Here is a 24,406-nt window from a genome sequence, read left to right as displayed (position 1 = left end):
GAGCGGCGAGGCATCAATTCCCCAGCCGCGTCCGCCACGCCTTCGGCACCACGATATCGGTCAATCCGAGCCATCCCGCCATCCGCCGCAGCTCGGCGGCAAGCGCCGGCGCAATCTCGTCGGGCTTCGCGTTCGCCTCCGGATGGATCGAATGCACCAGAAGCCGGCCGCTGGCCCGGTCGGCCTTGAGGTCGATCCGCGCGACGATGGTTTCGCCGAGCAGGAACGGCAGGCAATAATAACCGAATTGGCGCTTCTCCGCCGGCGTGTAGATCTCGATGCGGTAATGAAAGTCGAACAGGCGCTCGGTCCGCGTGCGCTCCCACACGATCGGGTCGAACGGTGACAGCAGCGCCTCGGCGGCGATGCGACGGGGCAGGCGGGCGTTCGGGTCGAGATAGACCGGTCCGGTCCAGCCATCGACGGTCACGGGCAGCAATTCGCCTGCTTCCACCAGCTCGGGGATGCGGGCTTTCGCATCCGCGACCTCGAGCCGGAAATAATCGCGCATGCATCGCTCGCTGGCGATGCCGAGGGCCTGGATGGACAGGCTGAGAAGCCGCCGCTGCGCCTCATCCTCGCGGGGCGTCGGCGTGTTGAGGACCATTTCGGGCAGGACCCGCTCGGGCAGATCATAGATCCGCTCGAAGCCGCGGCGTGTCGCGGTCGTGACCTCGCCGGCCCAGAACAACCATTCGAGCGCCCGTTTGCCGTCGCTCCAGCCCCACCAGGAACCGCGGCCCTTGCCACCGCCGGAGAGCTCGCCGGCGCCGATTGGGCCGCTCTGTTCGATCTCGCGCCGGACCTCCTCGATGAAAGCGTGATTCTCGCGACCGAATTTCGCCAGCCCGCCATAGATGCTCTCGCCGCGCGAGGCCCGGGCCATGCGCCAGCGGAACAGCGGATGGAGATCGAGGTGGATCAGGGATGCCTCGTGGCCCCAAAATTCGAACGCCGAACGCTTCTTCGGATGGTAGGCCACATGATCGAGGAGGCCGCGCTCGTAGGCGCCGATCCGCGAGAACAGCGGCATGTAATGGGCGCGCACCAGAACGTTGACCGAATCGATCTGGAACAACTTCGAGCGCTCAAGCGTGCGCTTGACGTGCCGGGCGCTCGGCGCATCGGGCCGCGCCTCGCCGAAGCCCTGCGCCGCGAGGGCGATTCGCCGGGCTTGAGACAGGGAAAGTCGTGTGCGGACGGTCATGAATTCCGAGACAAGGTGGGACGATGAGGTAGCGCCAAACCGTACCGATCGGCAAGCGAAGGCTTCAACCCCTCGCTTCTCGGCGCCCTCCGCTGCATATCTGCGTTGCAACTCGACGCGAGACAAGCGGCCGCTCGCATCCTAAACCAGCTCCCCGAAGAACGATGGACGCAATGGATCAAGCGACACCCACCGGACCGACGACGGCCAGCGAACCGCTGACCCAGCGCGAAATCCGAATCATCATCATCGGCCTCATGGTCGCGCTTCTGCTGGCGGCTCTCGACCAGACGATCATCGCCACCGCCTTGCCGACCATCGGACGCGAGCTTGGCGATCTCGAACACCTACCTTGGGTGGTGACGTCCTACCTTCTCACCGCAACCGTCGCGACGCCGCTCTACGGCAAATTCAGCGACGCGCATGGGCGCAGGATCACGATGCTGATCGGCATCGTGGTTTTCATCCTTGGCTCAATCGCCTGCGCGCTCGCTCCCTCGATGCTGATTCTCATCCTGGCGCGTGGGCTGCAGGGACTCGGGGGCGGCGGGTTGATGGCCTTGTCGCAGACCATCGTGGCCGATCTGGTGCCCCCGCGCGAGCGCGGCCGTTACCAGGTGTATTTCGCCAGCGTGTTCATGACGTCGAGCCTTGCGGGCCCGGTCCTCGGCGGGTTCTTCGCCGAACATCTGCACTGGTCGATGATCTTCTGGATCAACTTGCCGCTCGGCCTGCTGGCCTTTCTCATTTCGTATCGGGGGCTGAAGCGCCTGCCGCGCTTCGAGCGGCCGCACAAGCTCGATTGGTTCGGCGCCTTCCTGCTCGTCGCCGCCACGGTTTCGATCCTGCTGGCCCTGAGCTGGGGCGGGATCCGCTATCCGTGGGCGTCGGTGCAGATTCTGGCAGCCGTCGCCCTCTCCGCCATGTGCTGGGTGCTGTTCGGCTGGCGCATGAGAACGGCCACCGAACCGCTCATCCCGGCGGGCGTGCTGCACAACCCCGTCGTGCGCATGGGTGTGCTGGCGGCCTGTTTCGGCATGGGCACCTATATCGGCCTGACGATCTACCTGCCGGTCTATTTCGAGACCGTGCGCGGCCTCTCGGCCAGTCATTCGGGCCTTGCGTTGATCCCGCTCATGGCCGGCACCGTCATCGGCGCGAATGTGTCGGGGCAGATGATGGCGAAGGTGACCCACTACAAGCGCGTGCCGGTCATCGGGCTGACGGCCTCGCTGGTCGGCACCGGCATTCTGGTGTTAGCCGAGCCTCACTTGTCCTTGGTCGGCATCGAGATCGTGCTGGCCTTCCTCAGCGTCGGGCTCGGCACCCTGCTGCCGGTCAGCACGGTGGCGATCCAGAATGCCGTTCGGCCGCATGAGCTCGGCACCGCGACCGGGGTGGCCAATTTCTTCCGCTCGATCGGCGGCGCGTTCATCGTGGCGATTTTCGGCTCCATCATCCTCGGCCTGTCGGGCGTGGGCGGCGCTTCGAGCTTCGAGGCGGTCGGGCCTGCGGCCGCTCTCCACGGCGCCGACCTCGCCGCGGCCTTCCGCTATGTGTTTGCCGCCGCCTTCGTGGGTTTCGGCCTGGCGCTCTTCTTCCTCGCGCGCATGAAAGAACTCCCCCTGCGGGGCAGCGCGGTTCGGGCCGCCGAGGCCGCCATCGCGGATTGAGTCCGCCTAAGGCCTCATTGGGCGCCTGCGGCCTCTTTCGGACGCCTGCGGCCTCTTGCCCTGTGGAGCGTTTCGAGGCCCTTCGCTGACTCACCGGCAGATGTGCTAAGCGGAGCACCACGAAAAGGGCGCTGAGAGGGAGGCGAATGAAGGTCGGCATCGATATGGGGCAGGTGTCCTCGAGTTTGGCGTCCGGGGCCGCAAACGGCTCGTCGGCCATGCTCGATCTCGAGGAGTTGCTGGCGACCCGCCTGCTGGTCCAGGGCAATTCCGGCTCGGGCAAATCGCACCTGTTGCGCCGCCTTCTCGAACAGAGCGCGCCGATGGTGCAGCAGGCCGTCATCGACCCCGAGGGCGACTTCGTCACTCTGGCCGAAAAGTTCGGCCATGTGGTGGTGGATGCGGCGCGCAGCGAGGGCGACCTTCAGCGAATCGCCGCCCGCGTCCGCCAGCACCGGGTCTCGGTGGTGCTCAACCTCGAAGGCCTCGATACCGAAGCGCAGATGCGCTGCGCGGCGGCTTTTCTTGGCGGGCTGTTCGATGCCGATCGCGACCTGTGGTATCCGATGCTGGTGGTGGTCGATGAGGCCCAGCTCTTCGCACCTTCGGCCGCCGGCGAGGTCTCCGACGAGACACGCAAGATTTCGCTGGGGGCGATGACCAACCTGATGTGCCGGGGCCGCAAGCGCGGGTTGGCGGGCATCATCGCCACGCAACGGCTGGCAAAGCTTGCCAAGAACGTCGCGGCCGAAGCCTCGAATTTCCTCATGGGCCGAACCTTCCTCGACATCGACATGGCGCGCGCCGCCGATCTGCTGGGCATGGAACGCCGCCAGGCCGAGATGTTCCGCGATCTCGAGCGCGGTCATTTCGTGGCCTTGGGCCCCGCCTTGTGCCGTCGCCCCGTGCCGGTTCGCATCGGCGAGGTGGCGACCTCCGCCCGGAGCGGATCGTTCAAGCTGATGCCGCTGCCGGAGCAGCCCAAGGAAGAGGCGCGCGATCTCATCTTCACGGCGGGCGACGATGAAATCGTGCGGCCGGTCGTCCAGCGCCGCGCCGCCCCGCCACCGCCTGCTGCCACCAACGACCTTCTGGCCCAACTTGCGCGCTCGCGTCCGGCTGCGGCCGAGACAGCACCCGAGATGACCGCGGAATCCAAGGCCGAGCGGGAAATCGTGCTCGACGCGATCCTGCGCGAGATCCTCGCCGATTCCGAAGCCGCCTTTCGCACCGTGGCGGTGCTCTATCAGGACTTTCTGGTGCGCTGCCGCATCCGGCGCGTCAGCGGCGAACCTCCGAACCTGCCGGCGTTCCGTCGCCGGTTGGCGGTCGCCCGCGCGGGCGTCGATGCGGAGACGGCGGCCGGCGCCGAATGGGGCCGCGCCATGACCTTTGCGTCCGACCTTGCGGAGGACATCCAGGGGGTCTACCTGCTGCTCGCCCGCGCCGCCCTGACCGGTGCCACCTGCCCGCCCGACGGGGAAATCGCGCGGTCCTGCGGCAGTCGCTCGCCGGGGCGCGCCCGCCGGCTGGTTGCCTATCTGGAAAGCCGCAATCTCGTGGTTACCCGCAACGATCCGCGCGGCCTGCGGATCATTGCCCTGCCCGATCTCGGCTGGGAAACCGGTCCGGGCGATCCCAATGCTTACGAGGAGCCGGTCGCCGCGCCCGACACCGGCGATCTTTTTGCCGTCGGGTAACAGCCGATTGCGCATTTGATTTGCGTTTTCGCAAACTGAAATTGGCGGATGCCGGGGTCGCGTGTGCGCCGCCGCAACCCTATCTTCATCGCATCACGAATGGAGATGCGCCATGAAGCTGACCGGAATTCACCACCTTACCGCCGTCTCGGCCGACGCCCCCGGCAACCATGCTTTCTACACGCAGGCGCTCGGCATGCGGCTGGTCAAGAAGACCGTCAATCAGGACGATGTGAGCGCCTATCACCTGTTCTATGCCGATGGGATTGCGTCGCCCGGTTCCGATCTCACGTTCTTCGATTTCCCCACCAAGCGCGAGCGTCGCGGCACGCACAGCGTCGTCCACACCGCCTTGCGGGTGAACGGCAAGGCGACGCTTAAATGGTGGAAGGATCGCTTCGACGCTCAAGCCATCGCCCATGAGGGCATCGTCGAACGCGATGGCCGCTTGTGGCTCGATTTCGAGGATCATGAGGGACAACGGCTTGGCCTTGTCGACGATGGCGGCGCCGGCGATGCCCACCCGTGGGACCGCAGTCCGGTACCGGCCGAACATCAGATTCGCGGCCTCGGGCCGATCACCATGAGCGTGCCGAAGCTGGAGCCGACCGCCCGCGTCGTCACCGATGGCATGGGCATGCGCGCATCGCGCGAATACCGGCGTGGCTCATCGACCGTGCAGGTTTTCGAAATGGGCGAAGGCGGCCCGGCGGCCGAACTGCATGTGGCGGTCGAACCGCATCTCGATCCGGTTCATCCGGGAGCGGGCGGCGTCCACCATGTGGCGTTCCGCACGCCCAACGAACAGACCTATCTCGAGGCGGCCGAACGGCTGCGCACGATCCGTGCGCCGTCGAGCGGGCCGATCGATCGCTATTACTTCAAGAGCCTGTACTTCCGCGAACCCAACGGCATCCTGTTCGAGATCGCCACCGACGGACCGGGCTTTACGACCGACGAGCCGATGGACACGCTCGGCGAGCGCCTCGCCCTGCCGCCCTTCCTGGAGGGTCGCCGCGCCGAAATCGAGGCGGGGTTGAAGCCGCTCTAAGCGGCCAGAATATCCTCGATGATGCGAACGACATCGGCTGCCTCGCGAAAGGTTGCGAGGCGGCTGGTGCCGGTCGACATGAGTTTCGCCAACTCGGCGATCTGCCCGGCATCGGCGCGAGCGGGCGCGATGTCGCCGCTTTCGTGCTGAAGGCGAAACCATTCGCTCATGACCGCCGAGCCTTTCGACCCTTTCACCTCGAAACGATTGAGGTCCTCGATCTCGCCTTCGACGGCGCCGTCGATGGTCATCCGGCACGCCGAAAATTGCAGCACGGCCTTCACCCGCGTCTCGGTGCCTTGAGCGCCGCGCTCGACCGTGGCTTCGTGCAACCGTCCCGGCCCAAAGAGGCGAAGCGCGAGGAATACCATGTGGGACATCACCTCCCGGGTGAAGCCGCCCTGTTCGGGTCCCGCGAGCCAACCGCCGGCGCCCTGTTGCCAGCCTCTCGGCCAGGTCCGGAACCGCACCCGCAGATGTGCCGACAATCCCTCCCCGAGCGCGCCCGTCTCGACGAGTTCGCGCAGGCGGATTGCGGCAGGCGCGGTCGCGAACGGAAAATTGACGGCGGCCGGCACACCGGTCCGCGTCACGGCATCAAGGCACGCCTGGGCAGAGAGGAGCGAGGGCGCCAGCGGCTTTTCGCAGAACACGGCCTTGTTGGCGCGCGTGACCGCGTCCACGAGCTGTTCATGGGTCGAGGGCGGCGTGGCGATATAGACGCAATCGACAGCAGGGTTGTCGATCAGTTCCTGGGCGCTTCCCGCGCGTGCCACGTCGACATCGATCTCGCCCGGATCATAGCCGGCGATCACCTGGAAATCCGGACTGGCGCGGAACCCCTCGATGTATCGACGGCCGATGACACCAAGACCAAGGACGCCGATGCCCAACATAGCTGCTCACTTCCTGACACTAGGGAAGGGTCGCTATAGCCGGTTCATCGGACGACTTCCAGAGATGGGGGTCGACGATGACGGACGTTGTTCCTAGGGCCGAGTTCTGTCACCATGCCGTTGCGGAATCGAAAGGTCGGGGCAGACAGCGCCGGCCGGATTTTCGCCGGGAGGTCGTCGATGGCAGGCTTGCGCGCATGGGTCTCGGCGGGTTGCGTGGCCACCTTGATCGGGTTCGGCATCGGGCAGGCCGCCGCGCAACAAGCGGGCGCGATGCAGGATCGGATCGACGAACTGGCCCCGGCTTTCGAGACCTATTTGCAGGCCGGAATGAAGGCCGCGAATGTTCCCGGCGTCGCGGTCGGCATCGTGCACGGCGACAAGCTGGTCTACACGAAAGCCTTCGGGGTCAAGGAGCGGACAAAACCCGACCCGGTGACGCCGGACACGATTTTCCAGATCGGCTCCACCACCAAGGCTTTCCTAAGCGCGACGCTGGCGCAGGCGGTGGATGCGGGCAAGCTCAAATGGGACGATCGGGTGGTCGACCGGATGCCCGAATTCCAGCTTGGCGATCCATGGGTCGGGCGCGATTTCCGCATGCTCGATCTGCCGGCGCAGCGCAGCGGGCTCGGCCCCTATGTGTATGACGGACTTGGCCTGCTCGGCTTCGACCAGCAAACCATGATCCGCGCGCTGGAGGATGCGCCGGCGGTCGGCATCTTCCGCTCGGATTTCGCCTATCTCAACATCCCGCACATGATCGCCGGACGGATTCTGGCCGAGACCTACGGCGTGGCTGCCTGGTCCGACGTGGTGAAAAAGGGCATCCTCGATCCGCTCGGCATGGCCGCCACCTCATGGACGCCGGAGGTGATCGAGACGGCGCCCGACCATGCTGTCGGTCACCGCGCGACCGACACCGATCCGGTGGCGATTCCCTTCCATGCCTCCTTTCCGTACGGCTTCGGGCCGGCCGGCAACCTGAACTCCAATGTGCCGGATGTGTCGCGATGGCTGCGGATGCAGCTCGCACGCGGGATATTCGGCGAGAACGTCATCGTGTCGGAGGCCAATCTCGACGTCACGTGGACGCCACGGGTGGCGATGACCGAGCGCGTGTCCTACGCGGTCGGGTGGGTGGTGACGGCGACGCCGAACGGGCGGATCATCTGGCATAACGGCGGCACTACGGGTTTTGGCGCCCATGTGGGCTTCGTGCCCGATCGCGACATCGGTCTCATCGTGCTGTCGAACCTCGAAAATAACGGATTTCCCGATGCGGTCGCGCAATGGTTCTACGATCGCCTCATGGGCAACCCGCAAGTCGACAATGTGGCGCTGATGCTCACTGCGCTCCACGCCAAGCAGGATCAGGCAAAGCGGGTCGCGAATCAAAAGCCTCTCGGGACGATCCCGCCTTTCGGCCCTTATGCCGGCACCTATGCGTCCCGCGTGTTGGGCGACGCCACGGTGCGAGAGGTGGACGGGAAATTGCAGATGGTTCTCGAGACGTCGGAGGCTGTGCTCGATCTCAAGCCCATCGCGCTCGATACCTTCGAGGCACGCCTGCAGCCTTCCGGCGCCTTCGCGGTCGTGGCGGCGATGACGGGCGATGATGTGCTGACGCCGGTCCGGTTCGAGCGCGACGGGAATGGCGTCATCACGGGACTTCGCTGGACGGCGCCAGCCATGCCGCAACTGTTCGAGCGCCAACGCTGATCCGGAGATTCATCATGACGACACCCCGAGGATTCGCGTTCGCCGCAGTCACGCTGCTTGCTCTTGTGAGTCTTGCCGATGGAAGCGCGTTTGCATCCGGACGATCGGTCCCGGCGACCGGAAGAATACCTCTTGTCCACAAGGTGCAGATGCAAGGCCTGCTTGAGCTGTTCGCCGATGACCAGGACGATTACAGCCACGACCGGCACTACGATTTCGACCGCTACCGCAACTCCACCAGCCGCAAGGAACGCATCCGCGATTATTACCAGATGCAGAAGGATGCGCAGAAAGATTACTGGAAGGCCCAGAAGGAAATGCAGAAGAACGCCATCAAGCGCCAGCGCGGGTGGTGAGGCTCACTTCAGCAGATTCACGATCGAAGGCGCCCCGAGCGAGACGCCGGAGAGAAACAGCAGAACGAACACGATCCGTCGCATCGTGGCGGGCGAGACCGGAGGCGGCCAGCGGCGCGCGGTGTGAGTCGCCGCCATCACGACCGGGATCGCCAGAAGGCCGGTCCAGGCTGACCCGGTCGGCAGATTGCCGGAGAAGCCCACCAGCGAGATGCGGAAGACCGCGTTGAGGGCAAAGATCGTCACAAGGGTCTCGCGGATCATCACGAGCGACATCGGCTGACGGTAGAAATGATAGACGAGCGGCGGCCCGGCGGTGGAAAACATCCCGCCCATCAGGCCCGCGATGCTGCCGAAGAACAGGAACGAGGCCGGGCCCGATTTTTGACGCAACGGCTCCGGCCGCAGCGCCAGTTGCAGGCTCGACACGACAATGATGATGCCGAGAATGAGACGCAGGATGTCGGCACGCGTATCCGCCAGCCATTCGAGCATCGCATAACCGGCAAACAGCATCGGAACGCTTGTGGCCATGACGAGCCGGAAATCGCGCCATGAGACGTCGCGCCAGCCCTTCAGCAGCATCTGAATCGCGTTGACGAAAGTGAGCGCGCTGACGAGCACCGCGGCATCCGGAAGCGAGAGCAGCCCGGTGAGCGCGATTCCGCCCATGGTGATGAGCCCGAAGGCAAATCCCGTCAGGGTCTGGGCATAGGCGGCAACTCCTGCGAGCAAGAGAAAACCCAACAACTCGGCAGGAGACATACGCCAGAAATTCCTCAGGTCGATGACAGCTCGGCGAAGGGCCGAATCGGCGCGGGCGGAACCGGCGGCTCGCCTAAGGGTGGGGCAATCGCCGCCATATGGCCACCCAAAATATCGCCCGCGGTCGGGGAGCCGCATCGGACAACGATCAGGAGAAAGAAGCGGCGGCGCCGTCTTCGAACTGATAAGGATGGCGTCATCGAGGGACCAGTCAGGCCATAAAATGGAAGCACTTTTTGCAAACGAGAGGCTGTCGACGATTCTCCCGGAGGATGGCGTTCGAGGAGCGCTTGCCGGGCGAGTGTGGCGGCCCGGCATCGGGCCCTCCGTGGTGTCGATCCGGGACGAGGGTGTCATGGACATATCGGCGTCGTATTCGACCATGAGTGCGCTGGCCGCGCTCGACGACCCAGCGCGCAGGTTGAAGACCGCGCCCGGCGACAAGATCGGAACGGTCGAGGCGATTCTGGCGAATACGGTGCCGGACCGACGAGACACCGCGAAGCCCTGGTTCCTCGCGCCGGTCGACCTTCAGGTCATCAAGGCGGCGGGCGTCACCTTCGCGGTCTCGATGCTGGAGCGTGTCATCGAGGAGCGGGCGCGGGGCGATGCGGGCGCGGCGGCGGCAATCCGCGCCGAGGTCAACCGTCTCGTCGGCGATGATCTCAGTCGGCTCAAGCCAGGTTCGCGCGAGGCCATGGATCTGAAGGCTGTGCTGGTCGCGCAAGGGGCCTGGAGCCAATATCTTGAGGTCGGCATCGGTCCGGACGCGGAGGTCTTTACCAAGGCTCCGACCCTGTCGGCGATCGGCCCCTGCATGGAGGCCGGCTACCATCCCAAATCCACATGGAACAATCCGGAGCCCGAGGTCGTCATCGTGGTGTCGCCGGAGGGAAAGATCGTGGGCGCGACGCTTGGCAATGACGTCAACCTGCGCGACTTCGAGGGCCGGTCCGCATTGCTTCTCTCCAAGGCCAAGGACAACAATGCGTCCTGCGCCATCGGACCCTTCATCCGGTTCTTCGATGACAGTTTCTCCCTCGACGATGTGCGACAGACTCACGTGACGCTGACGGTGGAAGGCGAGGATGGCTTCCGGCTTGAAGGGTCCTCGTCCATTGCAAAGATCAGTCGCGACCCCGAGGATCTCGTCGCGCAGACCATCGGCCCGAACCATCAATATCCCGATGGGTTCGTGCTTTTCCTTGGCACGATGTTTGCGCCGACGCAGGATCGGGATGAACCTGGCCTGGGATTTACGCATAAACCGGGCGATATCGTCACCATCGCGGCGCCCAAGCTCGGCGCGCTGGTGAATCGCATGAAACAAAGTTCAGACTGCGAGCCCTGGACGTTCGGTCTTGTCGCGTTCATGACCAATCTGGCGCAACGCGGTCTCATCAAAGTCAACTCGGAACAATGATCATGACTCTTCAGGAAAAAAACTTCATCGCCGGCGAATGGATCGCGGCGGCCAACGCTGCACCCGACGTCAATCCTTCGAACACCAACGACGTGGTGGGCGAGTTTGCCCGCGCGGATGCCGCCGATGCGGAGCGCGCTATCGAGGCCGCGCATGCGGCCTTTCCCGCCTGGGCACGCTCCTCGATCCAGCTGCGGCACGACATCCTGAAAAAGGTCGGCGACGAGATCGTCGCGCGCAAGGACGAACTCGGCCGCCTGCTGTCGCGTGAAGAGGGCAAAACCCTGCCCGAGGGCATCGGCGAAGTGATGCGCGCGGGACAGATCTTCCAGTTCTTCGCCGGCGAATGTCTCAGGCTCGCCGGCGACAAGCTCGCATCCGTCCGACCCGGCGTCGATATCGAGATCACGCGCGAGCCCATCGGTGTCGTCGGTCTGATCACGCCGTGGAATTTCCCGATCGCCATTCCGGCCTGGAAGATCGCCCCGGCCTTGGCCTACGGCAATTGCGTGGTGTTCAAGCCGGCCGAGCTCGTGCCGGGATCGGCGCATGCGCTCTCCGACATCATCGCCCGCGCCGGCGTGCCGGCGGGCGTGTTCAACCTCGTCATGGGACGTGGGTCCGTCGTCGGCGAGGTGATGCTCAACAGCCCGCGCATCGCCGCCATCTCATTCACCGGCTCGGTCTCGACCGGACGCAAGGTGGCGCAGGCCTGCATCGCGTCCGATCCGATGAAGAAGATGCAGCTCGAGATGGGCGGCAAGAACCCGCTCGTCGTGCTTGACGATACGGATCTCAAGGTCGCGGTGGAATGCGCCGTCAATGGCGCGTTCTTCTCCACCGGCCAGCGCTGCACGGCCTCGTCGCGGTTCATCGTGACGGAGGGCGTCCACGATCGCTTCGTCGATGCGGTGACGGAACGCATGAAGGGACTGGTTGTGGACGACGCGTTGAAAGCGGGCACGCAGATCGGGCCGGTCGTCGATCAGAACCAGCTCGAGCAGGATCTGCGCTATATCCGCGTGGGTCAGGATGAAGGCGCGAAACTGGCCCACGGTGGCGAACTCCTCAATCGGGAGACGCCGGGTTTCTATCTCGCTCCCGCGTTGTTCGTGGATGTGGACAACCGGATGCAGATTGCGCGCGAGGAGATTTTCGGACCCGTGGCGACCGTCACGCGCGTGCGCAACTACGAAGAGGCGCTGGAGATCGCCAACGACACGCCATTCGGATTGTCCTCCGGCATCTGCACGACCAGCCTGAAATATGCGGGCCATTTCAAGCGCAATAGCGAGGCCGGGATGGTGATGGTGAACCTGCCGACCGCGGGGGTCGATTATCATGTGCCGTTCGGCGGGCGCAAAGGATCATCCTACGGACCGCGCGAACAGGGCCGTTACGCGCAGGAATTCTACACCACCGTCAAGACGGCCTATCTGGCCGACGGCAACTAGTCGCTGCCGCGATCACTGGCGGAGGGTTGATCCTCCGTCAGTGGCCGACGGCCATCGGGTGCATCCACCCCGGCGTCGCCTACGAGGGCGGACCAGATATCCCAGAGCTGAGGCCCGCGAGCGGCGTGACTGTCAGCTCGGAAAGATCTGTCTGCTTTCGGGGGCGCGGATCGATGCCCGCTTGACTCGCAAATTTGATGCATCATAATCCTTTCCAAAGGGAAATTGGGCGCCCTAATAATATTGAGGCGCAAACCCGAACCATCGGCTTGAGAGGAACGTCGTCATGAGCAAGACGCTCATTGAATATCCTGAACAATCCCGAGTTTTGCTAAGTTATATAGTTAGCTAACATTCTAGGATTATTTGGCTTCACGCATTTTTACTGCCAGTCCCCGCTGTCCGATAAGCACGAGCCTGGGGTTGCGGTGAATTTTTACGCCATGAATGCCCGCTCTCCAGGGGCGGACTCTTGTCTGTGACACGACGTTTGAAATCAAGAACAGCAGCAACCAGAGGCTACAGAGGGAAATGATGATGAAAACGAGGCTTAGCTTGTTGGCCGCCGCAGCGGGATTGTTTTGCGCCGGCGCGGTAGGAGCGATCGCGCAGGAGGCGCCGCCCGTCAAAGGCGGCGCGCTCAACATGATCGCCCAGCCCGAGCCGCCGATGCTCATGGTCGGGCTCAACACGCAAGGTCCGACGCTCTATGTGGGCGGCCAGATCTATCAGAGCCTTCTGACCTACGGCACCGACCTGAAGCCGCTTCCGTCGCTCGCCAAGTCCTGGGTCGTGTCCGACGATGGGCTGACCTACACGTTCACGCTGCAGGACAACGTCAAATGGCATGACGGCAAGCCGTTCAGCGCCGACGATGTGGTGTTTACAGCCGACAAGTTCCTGCGCGAGGCGCATCCGCGCTGGCGCCTGATCGCCACCACCTACGTGGACAGCATCACGTCGCCCGCACCCAATCAGGTCGTGTTCAAGCTTAAGAAGCCTTTCTCGGCCTTCCTGCATGCCTTCGAGCTGAGCTCGTTCCCGATCATTCCGAAGCATCTCTACGACGGCACGGATTATCGCACCAATCCGGCCAACCAGACGCCGATCGGCACCGGGCCGTTCAAGCTGAAGGAATGGAAACGCGGCTCCTACATCCATCTCGTCCGCAACGAAGATTACTGGAAGCCCGGCAAGCCTTATCTCGACGAACTCTATTTCCGCATCATCCCCGATTCCGCCTCGCGTGCGGTCGCCTTCGAGAAGGGCACCGTCGACGTGCTGCGCGGCGGTGACGTCGAAGGGTTCGAGGTTCGCCGGCTGATCAAGCTGCCAGAGGTGGAAAACACCACCAGCGGCTGGGAAAACTACGCGCCGCTCGTCTTCATGCAGATGAACCAGCGCAGCATGCCGTTCTCGGACAAGCGCGTGCGGCAAGCGATCATGCATGCGATCGACCGCGAATTCATCGTCAAGAACGTGTTCTTCGGTCTCGGCAAGGTCGCCACCGGCCCGTTCGCGTCAACCACCTTGTACTACACGCCTGACGTTCCGGCCTATCCGTTCGATCTGCCGAAGGCGAAGAAGATCCTGGCGGATGCCGGCATCAAGCCAGCCGACTACACCATCCGCCTGATGCCGCTGCCTTACGGCGCCGCCTGGGACCGCATGTCCGAATACGTGAAGCAGCAGATCGAGCAGCTTGGGTTCAAGGTCGTGATCCAGGGCGTCGATGCCGGCGGCTGGTCGCAGAAACTCGCCGATTTCGATTTCGACCTGACGTTCAACTTCACCTATCAGTATGGCGATCCGGCGCTGGGCGTCGCACGCCACTACCTGTCCAACAACATCATCAAGGGCACGCCCTACGGCAACAACCAGAACTACGTGAATCCGAAGGTCGACGAACTCTTCGGGCTTGCCGCCGGTGCGGTCAGCAAGGATGTCGCCGCCAAGGCCTACACGGAAGCGCAGAAGATCATCGTCGACGAAGTGGCGCTCGGCTGGCTGTATGAGATGCAGAACGTCACGATCAACCGCAAGAAAGTGAAGAACCTCGTGAGAACCGGCATTGGCCTCAACGAGTCCATGGACGAGGTCTGGATCTCCAAGTAAGCGCTGCATGCGACCGGGCCGGCATTTTCGTGCCGGCCCTTCTCACGCTATGCCGCCAGGGGAAAATTTTGAAAACACTGGATTTCCTGTTTCAGCGCTTCGTCAAGGCGATTCTGGTCGTGCTCGGGGTGGTGATTCTCAACTTCGTGCTGATCCATATGGCGCCCGGCGATCCGGCCTCCGTCCTTGCGGGTGAGGCCGGCGCGGGAGACGCAAAGTTCATCGCCCAGCTGCGCGCCCAGTTCGGCCTCGACCAGCCGCTCTACTGGCAGCTCTGGACCTATCTCAAGGGTGTCCTCACGGGTGACCTCGGTTATTCGTATCGCAATCAGGTTCCGGTCATGACCCTGATCCTCGATCGCTTGCCCGCCACCCTTCTGCTGACGGGCTGCGCCTTTGTGTTCTCGCTCGTGCTCGGAATTCTGCTCGGCGTCATTGCGGCCTATCGCCGTGGAAGCATCGCCGACAGCGTGGTGATGACGAGCGCGCTCGTGTTCTACGCCACCCCCCTGTTCTGGATCGCCCTGATGTCGGTCCTGGTTTTCTCGCTGCATCTCGATTGGCTGCCGCCCTTCGACATGGAGAGCATCGGCGCCAACTACACCGGATGGGCGCGGGTTGCGGACATCGCGCACCATCTCGTGCTGCCGACGGTGACGCTCGGGCTCTTCTTCACGGCGGTCTATACCCGTCTGACGCGCGCCTCGATGCTCGAGGTGATGGCGCTCGATTTCGTGAAGACCGCCCGCGCCAAGGGCGTGCCGAAGGCACAGATCATTCGGCGTCATGTGCTCCGCAACGCCATCCTGCCGGTCTTCACCTTCGCCAGCATGCAGGCGGGTCAGCTCGTTGGCGGCGCGGTGCTGACCGAGACGGTCTTTGCCTGGCCGGGCATCGGCCGCCTGATGTTCGACGCCCTGCTGCAGCGCGATTATCCGGTTCTGCTGGGCGTCTTCCTGGTGACGGCAGCGGTCGTGGTCCTCGTCAATCTCATTACGGATCTTCTCTACCGGTTCGTCGACCCACGCATCGAAGCGGCAAGCTGAGGAGCGGCATCATGAATTTTTTCAAGCGATATGCCCGCAATTACGGCGCCCTCATCGGTCTTGCGATCCTGTTTGTCGTGGTGGTGCTGGCCTTCGCCGCGCCGCTTATCTTCCCCGTCAGCCCATGGCAGAGCGTGGGCGACCCCTTGCTGCCGCCATCCGAAGACCCGGCATTTCCTTTTGGGACCGACATGCTTGGGCGGGATATTGCGGCGGGGCTCGCTTATGGAGCGCGGGTATCGCTGCTGATCGGGGTGATCTCGACAGCCGTCGCGGTCGTGATCGGCGTCTCCATCGGCGCGCTCGCCGGCTTCTACGGCGGCCGGGTCGATGACCTTCTGATGCGCTTCACGGAGTTCTTCCAGACGATCCCGGCTTTTGCCATGGCGGTCGTTCTGGTGGCGATCTTCAATCCCACCATCGTGTCGATCACCTTGGCGATCGCGGTCGTATCATGGCCGCCGGTGGCGAGATTGGTCCGTGGTGAGTTCCTGAGCCTGCGTTCGCGCGAATTCGTGCAGGCCGCGGTCGTGATCGGCCAGAGCGGGCCGCGCATCATGTTCACCCAGATCCTTCCCAACGCGATCTCGCCCATCATCGTGACCGCGTCGCTCATGGTGGCGACCGCCATCCTGACGGAGAGCTCGCTCTCGTTCCTCGGCCTTGGCGACCGCAACATGATGAGCTGGGGCTTCATGATCGGCGCGGCGCGCACGATGCTGCGCGAGGCGTGGTGGATGAGCGTGTTTCCGGGTGTCGCCATTCTGCTGACGGTGCTGGCCATCAACCTCATCGGCGAGGGCCTCAATGACGCGATGAACCCGCATCTGCGCGGACGGAAGGGCTGAGATGAACGCGCCACGCACGCCCCTTCTCCGCGTCGAGAATCTGTCGATTCCCCTGCCAACCGGCCTTGACCGCGAATTCGCCGTCGAGAATATCTCCTACGATCTTCATGCCGGTGAGATCCTGTGCATCGTGGGTGAATCCGGATCCGGCAAATCCATGACCGCCAATGCCATCATGGGGCTGCTGCCGGATTACCTGAATCCCTCCGGCGGCAAGATCCTGTTTCGCGGCAAGGACCTGCTCACCATGCGCGAGTCCGATCTTGAGCAGGAGCGCGGCCGCTCCATGGCCATGGTGTTCCAGGAGCCGCTTTCGGCGCTCAACCCCCTGATGAAGGTGCGCGATCAGATCGCCGAGGTGATGGAAGTTCACGGGGAGCGGAACGCCGAGACCCGGGATCGCCGTGTGCTCGATCTGCTCGAATATGTGGGCCTCCCGGACCCGGCGAATTTGCGCGATGCCTATCCGTTCCGTCTGTCCGGCGGGCAGCGGCAAAGGGTCATGATCGCGATGGCGCTGGCGCTCGAACCGGCGCTTCTCATCGCCGACGAACCCACCACCGCGCTCGATGTGACGACGCAGGCCCAGATCCTGGACCTGATCCGCCGCATCCAGAAGGCGAAGGGCATGGGCGTGATGTTCGTGACGCATGATTTCGGCGTCGTCGCCGACATCGCCGATCGCGTCGTCGTCATGGAACGCGGCATCGTCGTCGAGCAGGGGCTTGCCGAGGATGTGCTGAACCGTCCCAAACATCCCTACACCCGGCGCCTGATCGCCGCTGTCCCGCATCGCGAGGCCCATGATGCGAAAGCCGCAGCAGAGGGCGATCTGATTCTTGATGTGCGCAATCTCCGCAAGACTTACCGCAGCGGGGGCGGCTTCTTCTCCAGGCCGCGCGTGGTCAACGCGGTCAATGACATCAGCTTCACGTTGCGGCGCGGCGAGACGCTCGGCGTGGTGGGTGAATCGGGCTCGGGCAAGTCGACTCTCGGGCGCTGTTTGTTGAAACTCACCGAGGTCGACGGCGGACAGGTCCTGTTTCGCGGAAGCGACGTGGTGCCGCTTTCGGCCGGTGCCTTTCGTCCCTTGCGTCGGCACATGCAGATGGTCTTCCAGGATCCTTTTGCGTCCCTCAATCCACGCCAGACGGTCGGCCGCATCCTGACCGACGGCCCGGTTGCAAACGGCGTTTCCTACGCGGATGCGGAGATCAAGGCGCGCGAGTTGCTGGCCCTCGTCGGATTGGAAACATCCGCCTTCGATCGCTACCCGCAGGAATTCTCGGGCGGCCAGCGACAACGGGTCGGCATCGCACGTGCTCTCGCGCTTGATCCTGAATTGCTTGTTGCGGACGAAAGCGTATCGGCGCTCGACGTGTCGGTTCAGGCGCAGGTGCTGGAATTGCTGCAGGACCTGCAGCGCAAGCTGAACATCGCCATCATCTTCATCACGCACGACCTCAGGATCGCGGCGCAGATCTGCGATCGGATCGCCGTCATGTATCGCGGCGAGATCGTGGAATCCGGGCCGCCCGAACAAGTTTTCGACGCGCCGCAGCACGCCTATACGCAACGCCTGATCGCCGCGATCCCGGGTCTCCACTGGAACCCGCGCCTCGCGGTGCTCTGACGACCCCTCGAAGGAGAGTACGATGATTGAATCGCCTATGCGGCCCGGTGGCGAGATCCTTGTCCGCCATCTCATGCTGAACGGCGTGCGGCGGGTCTTCATGGTGGCGGGCGAGAGCTTCCTGCCTTGCATCGACTCGCTCTACGCGCATCGCGACGAGATCGCCACCGTGTCATTCCGGCAGGAGGGCGGCGCCGCCTATGCGGCGGAAGCCCATGGCAAGCTCACCGGAGAAACCGGAATCTGTTTCGTCACGCGCGGGCCGGGCGCGACCAATGCCAGCATCGGTGTTCACACCGCCTATCAGGACGGCACGCCGATGATCCTGTTCGTCGGACAGATCGGCTCGGACACGGTCGAGCGCGACTGTTTCCAGGAGGTCGATTACCGGCAGATGTTCGGTCCAATGGCAAAGTGGGTCGCCAGCATCGACCGCACCGACCGAATTCCCGAATTCGTCGCGCGGGCCTTCCAGGTCGCGCGCAGCGGGCGTCCGGGTCCGGTGGTGCTGGCGCTTCCGGAAGACACGCTCTGGGGCAAGGCCGATGTGTCTGATGTACCGCCAGGCCCGCGGGCTCACCCGCATCCTGCGCCAGCGGAGATCGAGAAACTCGCGTCGCTCCTCGAGGAAGCCGAGCGCCCGTTCATGATCGTCGGTGGATCCGGCTGGAACGACGACGCGCTGGCAAAGGTACGCGGCTTTGCCGAGCGCTACGATCTGCCGGTCGGCGTCGCTTGGCGCCGTCTGGAATGCTTCGACAATCGCCACCCGAATTTTGCCGGCCATATCGGCTACGGCATGGACCCCAAGCTTGCGCGCCGCATGGAGGATGCGGATCTTCTCCTCGCCGTGTGCACGCGTCTCGACGAGCCGACGACCGAAGGCTATGTCCATGTCACCAGCCCGTTGCCGCGGCAGCGGCTGGTGCATGTCCATGCGGATCCGAACGAACTCGGGCGGGTCTACCGATCGGAGCTCGCGATGGTGGCGGATCCGACGGGTTTCGCCGCGGCGGTCGCGACGCTGTCGCCGACGGCGAGACCACGCTGGGCCGGTGCCGCGAAGGCCGCCAACGGAGAATACCAGGCAACGCTGAAACCAGGACCCATGCCCGGCGAGACAAACCTCGCGGAGATCTCGGCCTCCTTGCGTCAGACGCTGCCGCAGGATGCTTGCATCACGCTCGGTGCCGGCAACTTCGCGCTGTTTCCACACCGTTTTCTCCAGTTCTCGGGGCCCGGCACGCAGGCTTCCCCGGTATGCGGCGCGATGGGCTATGGTCTGCCGGCGGCCATCGCGGCGAAGCTCGCTTTCCCCGAGCGCACGGTGATCTGCTATGCGGGCGACGGATGCTTCCAGATGACCATGCAGGAACTCGGAACGGCAGCCCAGAACAAGCTCGGCATCGTCATTCTGGTGTTCAATAACGGCATGTGGGGCACGATCCGGCAGCACCAGGAGCGTGAATATCCTGCCCGCGTCTTCGGCCTGTCGCTGACCAATCCGGATTTCGCGGCGCTCGTGCGCGCCTATGGCGGACACGGCGAGACGGTGGTGCGCACCGAAGACTTCACACCCGCATATGAGCGGGCGCTTGCCTTCGCGCAGCGCGAATCGATGCCGGCTTTGATCGAAGTGCAGTACGATCCAAACGGAATCACGCCCGACACGACGCTCACGGCGGTGCGCGATGCCGCGCTCGCGAGAGCGGTCGCGTAAATCAAGAACCCGAAAGAGGAGCAAGGCTCGATGCGAGCGTTCTTTCACCCCGACCAAAGCCTGCACGACCCCCAGCAATTCATGCAGGTGGGCCGCATCCGCGACCCGAAAGACTTGCCGAGCCGCACCGAAGCGCTGCTGGGTGCGCTCGCCAAGCGCGGGATCGCGCCGGAAAAGCCCGCCGATTATGGCGTCGAGCCGGCGCTGACCATCCACACGCAGCCTTATCTGGATTTTCTCGAAAGCGCGTATGAGCGCTGGCGGGCTGTTCCCGAGGCCGGGCCGGAAGTCCTGCCCAATGTCTCGCCCTATTGGAACGGGCGCCCGGAATGGCAGAGCCGGCCGGCATGTCGCTCGACCTCGATCGTCGCCCAGGCGGGCTATTATCTCGGCGACATGGCGGTGCCGATCGGACCGAAGACGTGGACCTCCGCCCTGAGATCCAGTCACTCGGCGGTTGCCGCCGCCGATGCGGTGATCGGGGGTGCAGGCGCCGCTTATGCGCTGTGCCGCCCGTCAGGCCACCACGCCCGAACCGACCGCGCCACGGGCTTCTGCTATCTCAACAATTCGGCCATCGCCGCCCAGCGGTTGCGCGGCCGCTATCGCAAGGTCGCGGTGCTCGACGTGGACGCGCATCACGGCGACGGGACGCAGGAAATCTTCTACCGCCGCGCCGACGTGCTCACCGTCTCGGTCCATGTCGATCCCAATTCCTACTATCCTTATTACATCGGCTATGCCGACGAGCACGGCCATGGTGAGGGAGAGGGTTACAACACCAACATCCCGCTCGCGCCCAAGGCGAACGATGCCGCGTTCCACGCGGCGGTCGACAGGGCCCTGGAGAAAGTCCGCGCTTTCGGCGCGGAGGCGCTCGTCGTCGCCCTCGGCTATGACAGCCATCGCGAGGACCCGATTGGCTTGCTCGACGTCTCGACCGAGGGCTTTCGCGGCATCGGTGAAAGAATCCGCGCGATCGGCCTGCCGACGGTCGTCGTGCAGGAAGGCGGCTATCAGATCTCGGTGATCGGCGATTGTCTCGCACAGTTCCTTGACGGGCTTCGCGAAACCGAAGCACCTTATGGCAAGTAGACGACGTATTTTCAGTTCGGAAGGGATCAGGCAATGAAACAGGCTCTCCAGTTCTACATCGACGGATCGTGGGTTTCTCCGGTGGGAAGCGCGACGCTCGAGGTGATCAACCCGGCGACCGAGGAAGCCTATGCGCGCATCGCCATGGGCGAGAAGGCGGATGTGGACAAGGCGGTGGCCGCCGCCAAGCGTGCGTTCGGTTCCTTCTCCCGCACCAGCCGCAAGGAACGGGTGCAGCTTCTGGAAAGCGTCATCGCGACCTACAAGAAATACGCCGACGAGATGGCGGCGGCGATCTCCGACGAGATGGGCGCGCCGCTGGAATTTGCCAAGCAAGCTCAGGTGGGAGCGGGGCTCGGGCACCTGTCCCAGGTTCTCGAGGTGCTCAAGACCTACGAGTTCGACGAGGTGGTCAACAACACGCTGATCACACGTGAGCCGATCGGTGTGTGCGGCTTCATCACGCCGTGGAACTGGCCGATGAACCAGATCACCTGCAAGGTCGGCCCGGCGCTGGCCACCGGCTGCACCATGGTGCTGAAGCCGAGCGAAGTGGCGCCGATGTCGGGATTGCTGTTCACCCAGATCATCCACGAAGCCGGCGTTCCGGCAGGCGTCTACAACATGGTCAATGGCGATGGCCCCTCGGTCGGCCAGGCATTGTCCACGCATCCCGATATCGACATGGTGTCGTTCACCGGCTCGACCCGCGCCGGCATCGCGGTGGCACGCGCCGCAGCCGATACGGTCAAGCGCGTGTCGCAGGAACTCGGCGGAAAATCACCCAACATCATTCTTGCCGATGCGGATTTCCTTCGCGCCATCACCCACGGCACGCGCCAGTGCTTCAGCAATAGCGGCCAGTCCTGCAATGCACCGACGCGCATGCTGGTCCCGGCCGACCGGCAGGAAGAGGTGATCGAGATTGCCCGGAAAGTGGCCGAGCAGACCGTGGTCGGCGATCCTCGCGCGGCGACCACCACCATCGGCCCGGTGGTGAGCAAGGTTCAGTTCGACAAGATCCAGGCGCTGATCGAGGCGGGCGTTGCCGAAGGCGCGCGTCTCGTCGCCGGCGGCCCGGGTCGTCCGGAGAACCTCAATCGCGGCTACTACATCCGCCCGACCATCTTCGCCGATGTGCGCAACGACATGACGATCGCGCGCGAGGAAGTTTTCGGACCTGTCCTCGCGATCCTGCCTTACAGCAGCGAGGAGGAAGCGATCGCCATCGCCAACGACACGATCTATGGCCTCTCGAGCTATGTCACCGCGGGTAATCTCGATCATGCGCGCTCGGTTGCGCGCCAGATCCGTGCCGGCATGGTGCATATCAACGGCGCGTCGGGTGATCTCGCCGGCGCCTTCGGCGGCTACAAGCAATCCGGCAACGGGCGCGAATGGGGCAAGTTCGGCTTCGAGGACTTCCTCGAGGTCAAATCGATGTTCGGCTATCAGGCCGCGTAAAGCCAGGAAGGGTCGGGAACCGGTCGACGGATCCCGACCCTTCGGGCGGCCGCGGTCTTTCGAAAGGTAGGAGCGATGTCAACGTTTGCGGGATGGTGTCGTGGATTTTGAGTTCAAAACCATCGACCACAACAACCTCGGCGAGGTTGTCTATCAGCACATCGCCGAGGCCCTGATCAAAGGGGCGCTGAAACCGGGCGAGCGTCTCAAGATCCGCGATCTCGCGCAGGAGATGGGCACCAGCGTCACGCCCGTGCGCGACGCCATTCTCCGTCTCGTGCACGAGGGTGCGCTGTTGTTGAAGAGCCCGCGCGACATTCGCGTGCCGGTTCTGCATCAGGATCGCTATCTCGAAATCCGCATGATCCGCCTGAAACTCGAAGGGTTGGCAGCCGAGCGTGCCGCCGCCAACGCGAAGCCTTCGGATATCGAGCGGCTGGAGAGGCTGATCGAAGATAACGAGCAGGCACTCGCCCGAAACGAGTTCGCGCGCGCCACGGAAATCAACCAGATCTTCCACTTCGAACTCGCCAATATCGCGGCAATGCCCATTTTGCGCGGCATATTGCAAAACCTCTGGCTTCAGATGGGCCCCGTGATTGCGGCGGCCTACGAGGTTGGCGGCAGGACCATGATCGAGCACCATTACGATGTGATGGACGCGATCCGGCGACACGATCCCGTCGCGGCCAAAAACACCATTCGCGAGGACATTCTCAGCGGTGGCGGCGTCATTCTCAACAGCAAGATTCTGCTCAGCGATACGCCTTGAGCGAACGACCGCTCCAGGTCCATAAAGGATTTCTCCACGTCATGGCTTTCTCCTCCTCCAACCAGGTCAACATCGAACGGTTCTGGACGACGATCGAGAAATCGGCCGAGATCGGCCGGGGTCGCGAGGGTGGGCTGTCACGGCTTGCCTTAAGCGATGCCGACAAGACGATTCGCGATGTGTTCGTGCAATGGTGCCGCGAAGCCGGGCTGACGGTCACGGTCGATCAGGCCGGCAACATTTTCGCGCGCCGTGCAGGGCTGGACGACACGTTGCCTCCGGTGTTGATGGGAAGCCATCTCGACACGCAGGCGAATGGCGGGCGGTTCGATGGAATCCTTGGCGTCATGGGCGCGCTCGAAGTGGTGCGGACCTTGAACGATCTCGGGCACCAGACGCGCCGGCCGATTGAAATCGTCAACTGGACGAATGAGGAAGGTGCGCGCTTTTCTCCGCCCATGACGGCCTCCGGCTGTTTTGCCGGCGCGTATGATCTCGATTGGGTGCATCAGCGCCCGAGCGACGACGGCGCGACCTTTGGCGACGAACTTCGCCGCATCGGCTATCTCGGGGATGCTCCGGTTGGCGGCCGCGATCTCGATGCCTATTTCGAGCTGCATATCGAACAGGGTCCGATCCTCGATGCCGAGAAGGTGCAGGTTGGCGTCGTGACGCATGCCTACAGCTCGCACGGCTTCATCGTCGAATTCAAGGGCGAGACGGCGCATGCGGGGCCATGGCCCATGGAGCGCCGCCGCAATGCATTGGTGGCTGCAGCGCGACTGCTCGTTGCTGTCGACGACCTCGGCTGGGAACACGCCGCAGCGGGCGGCAAGGCGACTGCGGCGCGCATCGTTGCGTGGCCAAACAAGGCCGGCATCCTGTCCGATTGGGCGCAAACGGTCTGCGACGTGCGCCACGACGATCCCGCGGCCGCTGCCGTGATGGCCGAGCGCGTCGAACGCGCGGTCGGCGAAGCGGCCGCACGCGCCGGATGCACCGGCAAGGTACTGGAGCGCTGGGAGTGGGGCGGTCGCATCTTCGACGACGCAATGATCGCCGGTGTTCGTCGTCACGCGGACGCGCTCGAATACAGCACCCGTGACCTGCCGAGCCAAGCCGGGCACGACGCCTATTTCCTGGCGCGCGTTTGTCCGACGGCCATGATCTTCACTCCGTGCAGGGGCGGCGTCACGCACAACAACAACGAGCTCGCAACCCGGGAGGATCTGCTGCCCGGATTGAATGTTCTGCTGCACAGCGCGACCGAGCGGGCCAATCGCTAGCCATGATGCACGGAACGGGTTGGGTGCAGGATCGTGCGCGGGAGACGGCTCATCCACGCCCATAGGCGGTCCTCGTCGACGCCACTCCGTCGATAATCTTCCGGTAACTCACGTTGCCGGGAAACACGCTGCAAACAGAAGGCGACTCATCTTGAGAAAAAAAGATGCATCATGCATCAT

At 63.9% G+C, this 24,406-nt stretch carries 19 protein-coding genes; 16 read left to right on the top strand and 3 right to left on the bottom strand.

Annotated elements, in window-relative coordinates; genetic code table 11:
• Positions 1-13: 13 nt before the first annotated feature.
• Positions 14-1,207 (bottom strand): winged helix-turn-helix domain-containing protein, encoded by a 1,194-nt coding sequence (locus FEZ63_RS05510; RefSeq protein WP_150942633.1) that lies wholly within the window; start codon positions 1,205-1,207, stop codon positions 14-16.
• A gap of 173 nt (positions 1,208-1,380) precedes the next feature.
• Between FEZ63_RS05510 and FEZ63_RS05505 the strand changes: the two genes are divergently transcribed.
• From FEZ63_RS05505 to FEZ63_RS05495, 3 genes are all read left to right on the top strand, one after another.
• A complete protein-coding gene (locus FEZ63_RS05505) occupies positions 1,381-2,880 on the top strand; it encodes an MDR family MFS transporter (protein WP_150942632.1) in 1,500 nt (499 codons plus the stop codon).
• A 146-nt stretch (positions 2,881-3,026) separates the two neighbouring features.
• Complete coding sequence (locus tag FEZ63_RS05500; protein WP_150942631.1) at positions 3,027-4,580, top strand: helicase HerA domain-containing protein; 1,554 nt, start codon at positions 3,027-3,029, stop codon at positions 4,578-4,580.
• Between the two features lie 112 nt (positions 4,581-4,692).
• Positions 4,693-5,631, top strand: a complete 939-nt coding sequence (locus tag FEZ63_RS05495; protein WP_150942630.1) for a ring-cleaving dioxygenase — start codon at positions 4,693-4,695, stop codon at positions 5,629-5,631.
• On the opposite strand, the gene FEZ63_RS05490 is transcribed toward FEZ63_RS05495, so the two are convergent.
• Positions 5,628-6,527, bottom strand: a complete 900-nt coding sequence (locus FEZ63_RS05490) for a Gfo/Idh/MocA family protein (RefSeq protein WP_150942629.1) — start codon at positions 6,525-6,527, stop codon at positions 5,628-5,630. The two genes, FEZ63_RS05495 and FEZ63_RS05490, sit on opposite strands and share 4 nt — an antisense overlap.
• Before the next feature lie 180 nt (positions 6,528-6,707).
• Between FEZ63_RS05490 and FEZ63_RS05485 the strand changes: the two genes are divergently transcribed.
• A complete protein-coding gene (locus tag FEZ63_RS05485; protein ID WP_162419671.1) occupies positions 6,708-8,249 on the top strand; it encodes a serine hydrolase in 1,542 nt (513 codons plus the stop codon).
• Positions 8,250-8,263: 14 nt separating this feature from the next.
• Positions 8,264-8,605: a hypothetical protein gene (locus tag FEZ63_RS05480; RefSeq protein WP_150942627.1), complete on the top strand. Its 342-nt coding sequence runs from the start codon at positions 8,264-8,266 to the stop codon at positions 8,603-8,605.
• Between the two features lie 3 nt (positions 8,606-8,608).
• On the opposite strand, the gene FEZ63_RS05475 is transcribed toward FEZ63_RS05480, so the two are convergent.
• On the bottom strand, positions 8,609-9,370 hold the full coding sequence (locus FEZ63_RS05475; RefSeq protein WP_150942626.1) for a sulfite exporter TauE/SafE family protein: 762 nt from the start codon (positions 9,368-9,370) through the stop codon (positions 8,609-8,611).
• A 223-nt stretch (positions 9,371-9,593) separates the two neighbouring features.
• Between FEZ63_RS05475 and FEZ63_RS05470 the strand changes: the two genes are divergently transcribed.
• The 11 genes from FEZ63_RS05470 to FEZ63_RS05420 all read left to right on the top strand — a co-directional run bounded on the left by FEZ63_RS05470 (position 9,594) and on the right by FEZ63_RS05420 (position 24,226).
• Complete coding sequence (locus FEZ63_RS05470; RefSeq protein ID WP_150942625.1) at positions 9,594-10,793, top strand: fumarylacetoacetate hydrolase family protein; 1,200 nt, start codon at positions 9,594-9,596, stop codon at positions 10,791-10,793.
• A gap of 2 nt (positions 10,794-10,795) precedes the next feature.
• Positions 10,796-12,247 carry an aldehyde dehydrogenase family protein gene (locus FEZ63_RS05465; RefSeq protein ID WP_150942624.1) on the top strand — a complete coding sequence of 484 codons (1,452 nt, stop codon included), beginning with the start codon at positions 10,796-10,798 and terminating at the stop codon, positions 12,245-12,247.
• A gap of 537 nt (positions 12,248-12,784) precedes the next feature.
• Positions 12,785-14,362 (top strand): ABC transporter substrate-binding protein, encoded by a 1,578-nt coding sequence (locus FEZ63_RS05460; protein ID WP_150942623.1) that lies wholly within the window; start codon positions 12,785-12,787, stop codon positions 14,360-14,362.
• A gap of 68 nt (positions 14,363-14,430) precedes the next feature.
• Positions 14,431-15,408 carry an ABC transporter permease gene (locus FEZ63_RS05455; RefSeq protein ID WP_150942622.1) on the top strand — a complete coding sequence of 326 codons (978 nt, stop codon included), beginning with the start codon at positions 14,431-14,433 and terminating at the stop codon, positions 15,406-15,408.
• Positions 15,409-15,416: 8 nt separating this feature from the next.
• Entirely contained in the window at positions 15,417-16,256 is an 840-nt protein-coding gene (locus FEZ63_RS05450) for an ABC transporter permease (protein WP_150942680.1), read from the top strand.
• A gap of 1 nt (position 16,257) precedes the next feature.
• Complete coding sequence (locus FEZ63_RS05445) at positions 16,258-17,889, top strand: ABC transporter ATP-binding protein (protein ID WP_150942621.1); 1,632 nt, start codon at positions 16,258-16,260, stop codon at positions 17,887-17,889.
• A 22-nt stretch (positions 17,890-17,911) separates the two neighbouring features.
• On the top strand, positions 17,912-19,609 hold the full coding sequence (locus tag FEZ63_RS05440) for a thiamine pyrophosphate-binding protein (RefSeq protein WP_150942620.1): 1,698 nt from the start codon (positions 17,912-17,914) through the stop codon (positions 19,607-19,609).
• Between the two features lie 30 nt (positions 19,610-19,639).
• Complete coding sequence (locus tag FEZ63_RS05435; protein ID WP_150942619.1) at positions 19,640-20,704, top strand: histone deacetylase family protein; 1,065 nt, start codon at positions 19,640-19,642, stop codon at positions 20,702-20,704.
• A 33-nt stretch (positions 20,705-20,737) separates the two neighbouring features.
• On the top strand, positions 20,738-22,168 hold the full coding sequence (locus FEZ63_RS05430; protein WP_150942618.1) for an aldehyde dehydrogenase family protein: 1,431 nt from the start codon (positions 20,738-20,740) through the stop codon (positions 22,166-22,168).
• A gap of 100 nt (positions 22,169-22,268) precedes the next feature.
• Positions 22,269-22,940: a GntR family transcriptional regulator gene (locus FEZ63_RS05425; protein WP_150942617.1), complete on the top strand. Its 672-nt coding sequence runs from the start codon at positions 22,269-22,271 to the stop codon at positions 22,938-22,940.
• A gap of 41 nt (positions 22,941-22,981) precedes the next feature.
• Positions 22,982-24,226: a Zn-dependent hydrolase gene (locus FEZ63_RS05420; protein ID WP_150942616.1), complete on the top strand. Its 1,245-nt coding sequence runs from the start codon at positions 22,982-22,984 to the stop codon at positions 24,224-24,226.
• Positions 24,227-24,406 lie beyond the last annotated feature (180 nt).

The organism is Microvirga brassicacearum, from assembly GCF_008757455.1.
Taxonomy (GTDB): Bacteria; Pseudomonadota; Alphaproteobacteria; order Rhizobiales; family Beijerinckiaceae; genus Microvirga; species Microvirga brassicacearum.
This window is presented reverse-complemented; position numbering and strand designations above follow the sequence as displayed.

What these genes read in the sequence shown, in the direction of transcription:
- FEZ63_RS05500 (WP_150942631.1), top strand. Translation starts at nt 3,027, where the DNA reads ATGAAGGTCGGCATCGATATGGGGCAGGTGTCCTCGAGTTTGGCGTCC.
- FEZ63_RS05435 (WP_150942619.1), top strand. Translation starts at nt 19,640, where the DNA reads ATGCGAGCGTTCTTTCACCCCGACCAAAGCCTGCACGACCCCCAGCAA.
- FEZ63_RS05440 (WP_150942620.1), top strand. Translation starts at nt 17,912, where the DNA reads ATGATTGAATCGCCTATGCGGCCCGGTGGCGAGATCCTTGTCCGCCAT.
- FEZ63_RS05460 (WP_150942623.1), top strand. Translation starts at nt 12,785, where the DNA reads ATGAAAACGAGGCTTAGCTTGTTGGCCGCCGCAGCGGGATTGTTTTGC.
- FEZ63_RS05420 (WP_150942616.1), top strand. Translation starts at nt 22,982, where the DNA reads ATGGCTTTCTCCTCCTCCAACCAGGTCAACATCGAACGGTTCTGGACG.
- FEZ63_RS05475 (WP_150942626.1), bottom strand. Translation starts at nt 9,370, where the DNA reads ATGTCTCCTGCCGAGTTGTTGGGTTTTCTCTTGCTCGCAGGAGTTGCC.
- FEZ63_RS05505 (WP_150942632.1), top strand. Translation starts at nt 1,381, where the DNA reads ATGGATCAAGCGACACCCACCGGACCGACGACGGCCAGCGAACCGCTG.
- FEZ63_RS05485 (WP_162419671.1), top strand. Translation starts at nt 6,708, where the DNA reads ATGGCAGGCTTGCGCGCATGGGTCTCGGCGGGTTGCGTGGCCACCTTG.
- FEZ63_RS05430 (WP_150942618.1), top strand. Translation starts at nt 20,738, where the DNA reads ATGAAACAGGCTCTCCAGTTCTACATCGACGGATCGTGGGTTTCTCCG.
- FEZ63_RS05465 (WP_150942624.1), top strand. Translation starts at nt 10,796, where the DNA reads ATGACTCTTCAGGAAAAAAACTTCATCGCCGGCGAATGGATCGCGGCG.
- FEZ63_RS05510 (WP_150942633.1), bottom strand. Translation starts at nt 1,207, where the DNA reads ATGACCGTCCGCACACGACTTTCCCTGTCTCAAGCCCGGCGAATCGCC.
- FEZ63_RS05495 (WP_150942630.1), top strand. Translation starts at nt 4,693, where the DNA reads ATGAAGCTGACCGGAATTCACCACCTTACCGCCGTCTCGGCCGACGCC.
- FEZ63_RS05480 (WP_150942627.1), top strand. Translation starts at nt 8,264, where the DNA reads ATGACGACACCCCGAGGATTCGCGTTCGCCGCAGTCACGCTGCTTGCT.
- FEZ63_RS05490 (WP_150942629.1), bottom strand. Translation starts at nt 6,527, where the DNA reads ATGTTGGGCATCGGCGTCCTTGGTCTTGGTGTCATCGGCCGTCGATAC.
- FEZ63_RS05470 (WP_150942625.1), top strand. Translation starts at nt 9,594, where the DNA reads ATGGAAGCACTTTTTGCAAACGAGAGGCTGTCGACGATTCTCCCGGAG.
- FEZ63_RS05445 (WP_150942621.1), top strand. Translation starts at nt 16,258, where the DNA reads ATGAACGCGCCACGCACGCCCCTTCTCCGCGTCGAGAATCTGTCGATT.